We start from the raw sequence: 6,945 nt of genomic DNA, 5'->3' as shown, positions 1-6,945 counted from the left end.
AAACCCGGCCTGTCCCCGCATCCATCCCCTCCCGGCAAATCACCGGGGCAGTGAATCATCCCGAGCCGTCAATGGCGAGGTTTTTCGAGGCGTCCAGCTTCCCCGTATCCAGAGTACCTGAACTGCTGCCGTGGAACTGGTCTCCCGCCGGAGACGCCCGGCAAGAGGCCGCCTGATGGCACGCCCAACCCGTGTCTACACCATCGAATACGTCGCCACGCTGATAGGCGAGAACCTCGAACTCCTCCAGGAAATCACCGGCAATTCGGAGAACATCGACTACGGCGAGATGATCCATGTCCACGACGGAAGCGAAGAGGGCATCACTACCTTCACCGACCGAGGCATCGAAAGCCTGAAGGAGTTCCTCGCAGACGTACGGACCTGGGACGGCGGTGTGCGACAGTTCCTCGCGGATTCCCAATGCGATCCGGGAATGATCAAGCGCGTCATGGCAGACAAACCAAATTCCTGATCTCTCGCGGTCTTGGCCGGATGGATACGATCAGGGCTCGGTTCGTGTCACGAGATCTCGACCTGTGGGCCTACACAAGAGGCGTGACGCTCGACTTCAGCCGGCCCGGAAAGCCAACCGACAACCCGACAACGCCTATATCGAAGCCTTCAACGGCCGCTTCCGAGCGGAGTGTTTGAACGCCCACTGGTTCCTGACGCTTGCGGATGCCGCCGAAAAAGATGGAGAATTGGCGCAGATACTACAATGAGGAACGCCCGCATGGGGCGATCGGGCACAAGGTCCCGATCTCGTTGATCAATCCCGATGGCGCAACCAGCCCGCCATCGTGAAAACGCCGGAAAACTCTAACCTCCGGCGGTCCAAACAATGGGATCAGAGCAATCAAGGGCCGGACTCTAATCTCAGATGGAGGAAATTACCCGTGGCAGGTCAGTATGCGGGAAATCGGGCGGCGCTACCTCCAGAGAAGGCTACGCAGCCTCGACGATGGATCAAATGACCCCTGTGACGACGGCCACGCCGGCAACTGCAGTAAGCGCGCCTGCTGCCCGGACCAGCGTTTCACCCCGCGGACCAGCCCCGCTTGCCGCGATCGACCCGAGGCCCAGGCCAGCGGCATGCAGCAGCGCGGTTGCGACAACGAAGCCTGCGCCGTAAGCAAGGCCAGCAACGCTGTCCGGCATCTCCGCGCCATGGGCAAAGCCATGGAACAGGGCAAAGAAGCCGACCAGTCCCATCGCCGCGGCAACGACCGGCTTCAGGCCAAATGCCACCGCCGCACCAAGCACGACGATGGACAGGCCGATGCCGAGTTCGACAAACGGCATCTCAATGCCGGAAAAGCCGACGACGCCACCCACAGCCATGACGCCGACAAAGGCAGCCGGCACCAGCCACATGGCGCGGCCGCCCAATTGCGCGGCGAACAGGCCAACCATGACCATGGCGAGGATATGGTCGATGCCTCCAATCGGATGCATGAAGCCGTGCGCGAAACCGCTCGCATCGCCGACACCGACATGGGCGCTGGCAACGGTGGAGCTTGCGGCGAATATGGCTATAGCCATCATTACTTTAGTCAAACTTTTTTGCATTGTCTGTCTCTTTGCGTTCGGTCTCATAGTATTTATCTTCAATGCATTATCGACGCAGACCGCAATCCGTCCGCGCCGATACTACAAGTAGTCGCAGGCAAAAGCATCAATAACTCTAAGGTCACAACGACGTTCAAGTTCTGGATTCTATCCAAATATTTTTGAACGAATGCCAATTCTGGTGAGGGTTACGAAAACCCCTTACGCGGGGGTGATAACAGACAGCACCACGTCGCAAAGTTAACATGGGAAGTACCGGAAGATCCTCCATAATCAATTCATTAGCCTTTCGGTAAAGCTGAGCCCGTTGGCCATCATTCTGAGTTTCACGCGCTCTATCTAAAAGGCCATCAACTTTTGAATTAGAATAGTACCCTGCATTGAACCCAAATGGAGAGCAATTTCTCGAGTGCAGCACCTGGTCCAGCCAAATGTCACAAGACATACCCTAACTCATTTGTGAGACGCCCGCGCCATCCGGCAAACCAGAACGCCACTCGTTGCAGTAGACGACCCAGTCTTCTGTTCGGACTATCTCTGCACCACATCCTATTACTTCGAGGCTCTTCGCGAGATAATCACATATTTGCACGGGCATGAGCTGCCCAGAACCAGCATTTGCCGTCATGATACGCAATCGCCAATCGGACGGGACACCTGCCTCCTTGAGAAGCTGCCGCGCCCGTTCTGGATCGTATTCGTAAGGAAATTTGTAATTGTCGTCGAAGGCTGGCGAGGCTGGTGGTAACATTCCAGATGCGACCGCTGTATCTCCCCGAAAGACGCTATCGCTCAATTCTTGCCGATTGATTGCATGGGCAATAGCATGACGCACTCTAGTGTCACGAAGAACTGGATCGCGCATATTAAAAATGAAATACCAAATGTATGGAACCCGACACTCTTTTACAATGAAACCGCGTCGCTCTAGTTCGTCGAGATCACTACCTTCCAAGCCATAAGCAAAATCGACATTGTCGGTGAGTAGTGCCTCATACCGATCTTTCAACTCCGGATACGGTTTAAACTCAATACCCTTAAGCTTGGGTGCGCCCCCCCAGTAATTCTCATTTCGCTGCAGCCGAACACCGCTTCCGAAAGGCGTCTGAAACCGCTCATTAAAACGAAACGGGCCAGTTCCGGGAGCATGATCGGCAATACCCGAGTTCCCTAGTCTCTCTAATGCCTCAGGGCTGATGTAGACGTGCGCGCCGGGAGCATCTTCTTGAGTCATGTAACGGAGAAACTCTGGAAAAGGTTCCTTCAATGTGAGTTTGACCGTGTATTGCCCCAAAATCTCCATGGAATCCAGTACCTCTAGTCCAATTCGATTATAGTCCGCTGCCACGGGCGAATAATGGGGAGCTTTGGGATTCCACATCCGATCTATATTGTAACGAACCGCCTCAGCGTCGAAAGACGTTCCATCATGGAATTGGATTCCTTCTCTCAGATGAAATGTATATTTCAGTCCATCGTCAGAAATATCAACTGATTTTGAGAGCGCAGGGATAAGTTTTGTCGGGCTTGCTTCTTCGTTCTCAAGGTCATCCTCGAATAAGCCTTCAAATACCTGCTGAACCACTCGACCTGTATTCCACCCCCCGAAGGATGCCGGCGGATCCATGGGGTCTACCTCCCAGTCAAGAGCAACACGAAGGAAAGAATCTAATTCAGTTTCAGATTTCATCTTGTATCTCCTTTAGAATTCCTCGGAATAATCATCTCTTCCTTCATCTATGGCGATGAAGTGGTCAGCGATCCGTGTCATCGATACACGCTGCTCCAGAGACCAACGTCGGATTAGTTGATATGCTTGATCTTCGCTAATCGATCGCTCGGTCGCCAGACGTCGAACCGCGTTGTTCACTACGCGGCGTGATCGTAAAGTTTCCTCAAGCTTGACGATTTTACTATTTTGTCTGCGTTCAAAACGGTAGCGCGAACTAGCGACGGATAAAGTCGATAGGATGCCGAAAGGATGGATGGGCTTCGCGATGATGGCCTGCGCATCAGCGTCCAATAGTTCACGAACAATGGTCGGGCTCTCATATTCCACAATCCCGATAAGTGTGCCTTCCCGGCCGTTCCTCAAGGCACTTACGTCGATAGGAAGATGTCCGCTAAAAAGACAGAAGACGACATCGGCATGAACTGGCCAACTTTCGGGAATTGGCCACTGTGTATTGACCTGGCACCCGATCCGCTTCAGATGTCGAATAAGTTCATTACAAGCTGCGTCCTCTGGATGAATCACCCAAACTTGCAGTTTCCGCAATTCTCGAATCAGCGCCTCACCGGACATGAAGCTTCTTTCTATCCTTGAACGTGGTTAATTCGACCCAATCCCACATAGTTCATAAGATACGGATCGGGTTTCATTGCCTGTTTGAATTCTGCGACAACTCTAAATTTTCTTCCAGCTTCCGTCATTCCAATTCGTGGCCAGAGATAAGTGTGGCTATTATCAGGATCGACCATAACCACGCCTTGAGGAGCAGAGATTTCTAATCCGAGCACTTCGGCTCGAAGTCGTTCAGGGTCCAGTGTTCCAGCACGCTCTAAAGCTCGGGCAAATAGCAGAACGGTGAAATACGCGGCCTCGGCACAAGCATCGGTCGGCCGTTTAGCTCCGAAACGCTGATGATAGTTGGCAACAAAATTACTATTTCGTGGCGATCCTACTGTTTCGAAGTATGGGGCGGAAACGATATGCCCCGGCAACGGTTCGAACCACATTTCTTGACAATGCGTTTCGTTCGTCGTCAGGGAGGCGATTGGCATGACAGATGGATCAAGATTCTCGGTGGCATACGCATCATAAAGTGCCGCTATTCCAGGTCCCACCACCGTGGAGAAGATCACATCGGCACCGAGCGCTCTCGCCTCTTTGACGATATTCGAAAAGGCGTCTCTCTGTGCATTAAACGGCAGATAGTGTTCACCAACAATACTGCCACCAATCTCGGACACGAGATCTTGCATAATTCGGTTCGATTCACGTGGGAAAAGATAATCGGTTCCCACACACATCAGCTTTCGACCGTACCGGGGAAAAAGATATTCGGCGAGTGGTAGATGAAGTTGATTTGGTGCCGGTCCGGTATATATAATATTCGACGAGTATTCAAACCCTTCATAGCCAATTGAGTACCAAAGAAGTCCTCCACGCCGCTCTATTACAGGAATCACTGCTTTTCGACTGTAGGAAGCCGAACAGCCAAATATATTAGTCACCCCTCTATCCATCAGCAGCGAACTGGCGAATTGGGCGTAGCGTTGTGGATCGGAGGCGGGGTCGAGGATTAAGGGTGAGATCGGTTTTCCAAGCACGCCACCTGCTAAATTTATCTCGGAAATGGCAAGTAAGGTGCCCTGTAGTTGAGAAATCTCAGAGATCGCCGTTATACCACTCCTCGAGAATAGGATACCAACCGGCCAAGTGCCTTCCAAGCGGTAGGACTCCTGTAATTCATCAACGCCGCGCATCTCGTAATTCCCGCTACGTCGCGAATTGGCGTAGTGGATTGCGCTGAAGCTGTAACATCGCAATATCCAATTCGTGAGTAGTCGAACTCATGTCTTCCAAATCCATATCCAAGGCTCGTTCCGCGGCTTGGATAATAGTCGGAACGCATTGGTGAAGTTGAATTTGTGCGTCTACCGATCCCATCCGTCCCAGACGTACTGCAGCCGAAAAAAGACCACTTGCCGCACCTCGCAATTCAGCGAGAACAGTGTTCTCAAGGCCTATTCCTTGGGAAGCCGATATTGCTGCTGTGACGACGGCAAGGTTACCGCCCTCGCCCGCTTGCACTTCTTGGCAAAACGTAGCGAGTACACTGTGAGGCCATATCCGTGGTGCCAACTTTGCCAGATGACGTCCAGACGAGATCGATGCGTTCCGCGCAGGCACCGACAGCTTCAGAGCTAAGAGATGTTCGTCGATCTTATGCAGTTGGACAAGGTCGGCCATTGAAAACATTCGATGCGCATGAGCAGTGGCAACTGCGTCAGAGCGACCCGTACCATGGAGTAGTACCGCTTTGACAATTTCCACGATTTGAATCGAGTTTTTTGGGATCTCGTTGAGCAGTGCTTCCAATCCGAAGGAGTGAACATAACGTCCTATTGGCAGAGAACTGTCGGCCAGCTGGAGGGCCGTCAGAAAGCTCGCACGATTGGGGGGCTCTAGCGACGCTTCACCCATGAGAGTGTCCTGACACTACAAGTGGACGAGAAACTCCGAGCCGAACATAGTCAAAACGAAGCGACAATTCGCCCAGTTTAAGATCTCGAACCGTTTTGGCCATCAGTTCCTCACTTGAGAGCATCGGCACGAGAATGCGACAGCCGTCTACCTCAACCGGCACGTGCTGGTTTCCGAAAGCGTGACCGATAAGCGTAGCCTGGCGGACGATGTCTGGGATCGAGTTCGTATGATCGATATCTACGACCAGCGCAAGCTCCACAGGTCTTTGAGCGACGATTGTATGATCATCGTTGCTAAATAGAATCGCTCCGTCGAAAATATACTGACCGTGCTCCATAGACACAGCAAAGTCGAGCCCACCCTTTGTGCGTCGCCGGAGCCGTCGCTTACTTGCCTCCGCCCATGATATTTCTATGAAATCTACTACGCCGGCGGTGTACTTGGTTGCATCGAGGGCGCCAATTATTCTATTCGAGACAAGCATAATCTATTTCCTCCGAGATGGGGCTGGCGCGCCAATCATCTGCATTCGAACGCGGGACCAAGTTTCGTCCATGAGTCGCATAGCTACTGATGATGACCGAGCAAGGACCCTCACAACAATGCCAACCGCTCCGGGTAAGGCACCCACACCTAGTCGAAAGTCTTCACCCATCATTTCCAGGGATGTGGCAGCCTCGTATATCCCCTTTGCATTCCCGCCCGGAGCAAGCGCCAGCAGGTTTCCCGAATAGAGGAAGGAACCAAGAACGCCTCTTGTATTGATTGGAAGCGCCGCCGGTTCCATAAGCATGCGGTCAGTGAAAAGCGTACTTCCACCGACCTTTATTTGCGTTTCTAGTTTGAGACGATCGAACGCGAAGACCTCGCCACGGGCCAGGCGTCCTGGTGAAATGATTTCGCTTGCAACCAACATAGACCCTCGCTCGAGGTCGATCATGGTCTCTTGGTCGTAAGATGACTGTGCCTGCGGGATTAGTTGGTCCGGCAGATACTCGATGTATGATCCCTGCGTTACCTCCAATTGTACCTTCTGCAACGCCGACCCTTCCAACATGCGGTGCAGCTTGGTTGCGGACGTGCTCGTTACATGAAGCTTGCCACCGTCCCGCGCAGCAATCCGCAGTTCCAGCTTATCGCCGTCAAACACCGCTCCCGAG

The 6,945-nt window shown here is 52.8% G+C and carries 8 protein-coding genes and 1 pseudogene; 2 read left to right on the top strand and 7 right to left on the bottom strand.

Features of this window, described 5'->3' with window-relative positions; all coding sequences use genetic code 11:
- Positions 1-175 precede the first annotated feature (175 nt).
- A complete protein-coding gene (locus tag ASD50_RS14980; RefSeq protein ID WP_056242805.1) occupies positions 176-475 on the top strand; it encodes a hypothetical protein in 300 nt (99 codons plus the stop codon).
- Positions 476-486: 11 nt separating this feature from the next.
- Positions 487-807 (top strand): annotated as a pseudogene (locus tag ASD50_RS14975) (integrase core domain-containing protein); the annotation flags it as partial.
- A 162-nt stretch (positions 808-969) separates the two neighbouring features.
- On the opposite strand, the gene ASD50_RS14970 reads toward ASD50_RS14975, so the two are convergent.
- The 7 genes from ASD50_RS14970 to ASD50_RS14940 all read right to left on the bottom strand — a co-directional run.
- Entirely contained in the window at positions 970-1,572 is a 603-nt protein-coding gene (locus tag ASD50_RS14970; protein WP_056242802.1) for a HupE/UreJ family protein, read from the bottom strand.
- A gap of 448 nt (positions 1,573-2,020) precedes the next feature.
- On the bottom strand, positions 2,021-3,262 hold the full coding sequence (locus tag ASD50_RS14965; RefSeq protein ID WP_244484549.1) for an ABC transporter substrate-binding protein: 1,242 nt from the start codon (positions 3,260-3,262) through the stop codon (positions 2,021-2,023).
- A gap of 12 nt (positions 3,263-3,274) precedes the next feature.
- Positions 3,275-3,877, bottom strand: a complete 603-nt coding sequence (locus ASD50_RS14960; RefSeq protein ID WP_082549692.1) for an ANTAR domain-containing response regulator — start codon at positions 3,875-3,877, stop codon at positions 3,275-3,277.
- Between the two features lie 11 nt (positions 3,878-3,888).
- Entirely contained in the window at positions 3,889-5,061 is a 1,173-nt protein-coding gene (locus ASD50_RS22645) for a transporter substrate-binding domain-containing protein (protein ID WP_082549691.1), read from the bottom strand.
- A gap of 13 nt (positions 5,062-5,074) precedes the next feature.
- A complete protein-coding gene (locus ASD50_RS14950) occupies positions 5,075-5,782 on the bottom strand; it encodes an urease accessory protein UreF (protein WP_056242799.1) in 708 nt (235 codons plus the stop codon).
- A complete protein-coding gene (locus tag ASD50_RS14945; protein ID WP_056242797.1) occupies positions 5,775-6,269 on the bottom strand; it encodes a hypothetical protein in 495 nt (164 codons plus the stop codon). The genes ASD50_RS14950 and ASD50_RS14945 overlap by 8 nt, the downstream gene beginning before the upstream one ends.
- A 3-nt stretch (positions 6,270-6,272) precedes the next feature.
- The coding region (locus ASD50_RS14940; protein WP_056242794.1) for an urease accessory protein UreD at positions 6,273-6,945 on the bottom strand (673 nt) is incomplete at its 5' end.

Origin of the sequence: Mesorhizobium sp. Root552 (assembly GCF_001427285.1) — a bacterium.
Classification (GTDB): Bacteria; Pseudomonadota; Alphaproteobacteria; order Rhizobiales; family Rhizobiaceae; genus Mesorhizobium.
Note: the sequence above shows the minus strand (reverse complement) of the source record. Positions and strands in the feature narration are given on the sequence as shown.

Excerpts from the sequence above, each read along its gene's own strand:
- ASD50_RS14980 (WP_056242805.1), top strand. The coding sequence starts at position 176 with ATGGCACGCCCAACCCGTGTCTACACCATCGAATACGTCGCCACGCTG.
- ASD50_RS14960 (WP_082549692.1), bottom strand. The coding sequence starts at position 3,877 with ATGTCCGGTGAGGCGCTGATTCGAGAATTGCGGAAACTGCAAGTTTGG.
- ASD50_RS14970 (WP_056242802.1), bottom strand. The coding sequence starts at position 1,572 with ATGCAAAAAAGTTTGACTAAAGTAATGATGGCTATAGCCATATTCGCC.
- ASD50_RS22645 (WP_082549691.1), bottom strand. The coding sequence starts at position 5,061 with ATGCGCGGCGTTGATGAATTACAGGAGTCCTACCGCTTGGAAGGCACT.
- ASD50_RS14945 (WP_056242797.1), bottom strand. The coding sequence starts at position 6,269 with ATGCTTGTCTCGAATAGAATAATTGGCGCCCTCGATGCAACCAAGTAC.
- ASD50_RS14950 (WP_056242799.1), bottom strand. The coding sequence starts at position 5,782 with ATGGGTGAAGCGTCGCTAGAGCCCCCCAATCGTGCGAGCTTTCTGACG.
- ASD50_RS14965 (WP_244484549.1), bottom strand. The coding sequence starts at position 3,262 with ATGAAATCTGAAACTGAATTAGATTCTTTCCTTCGTGTTGCTCTTGAC.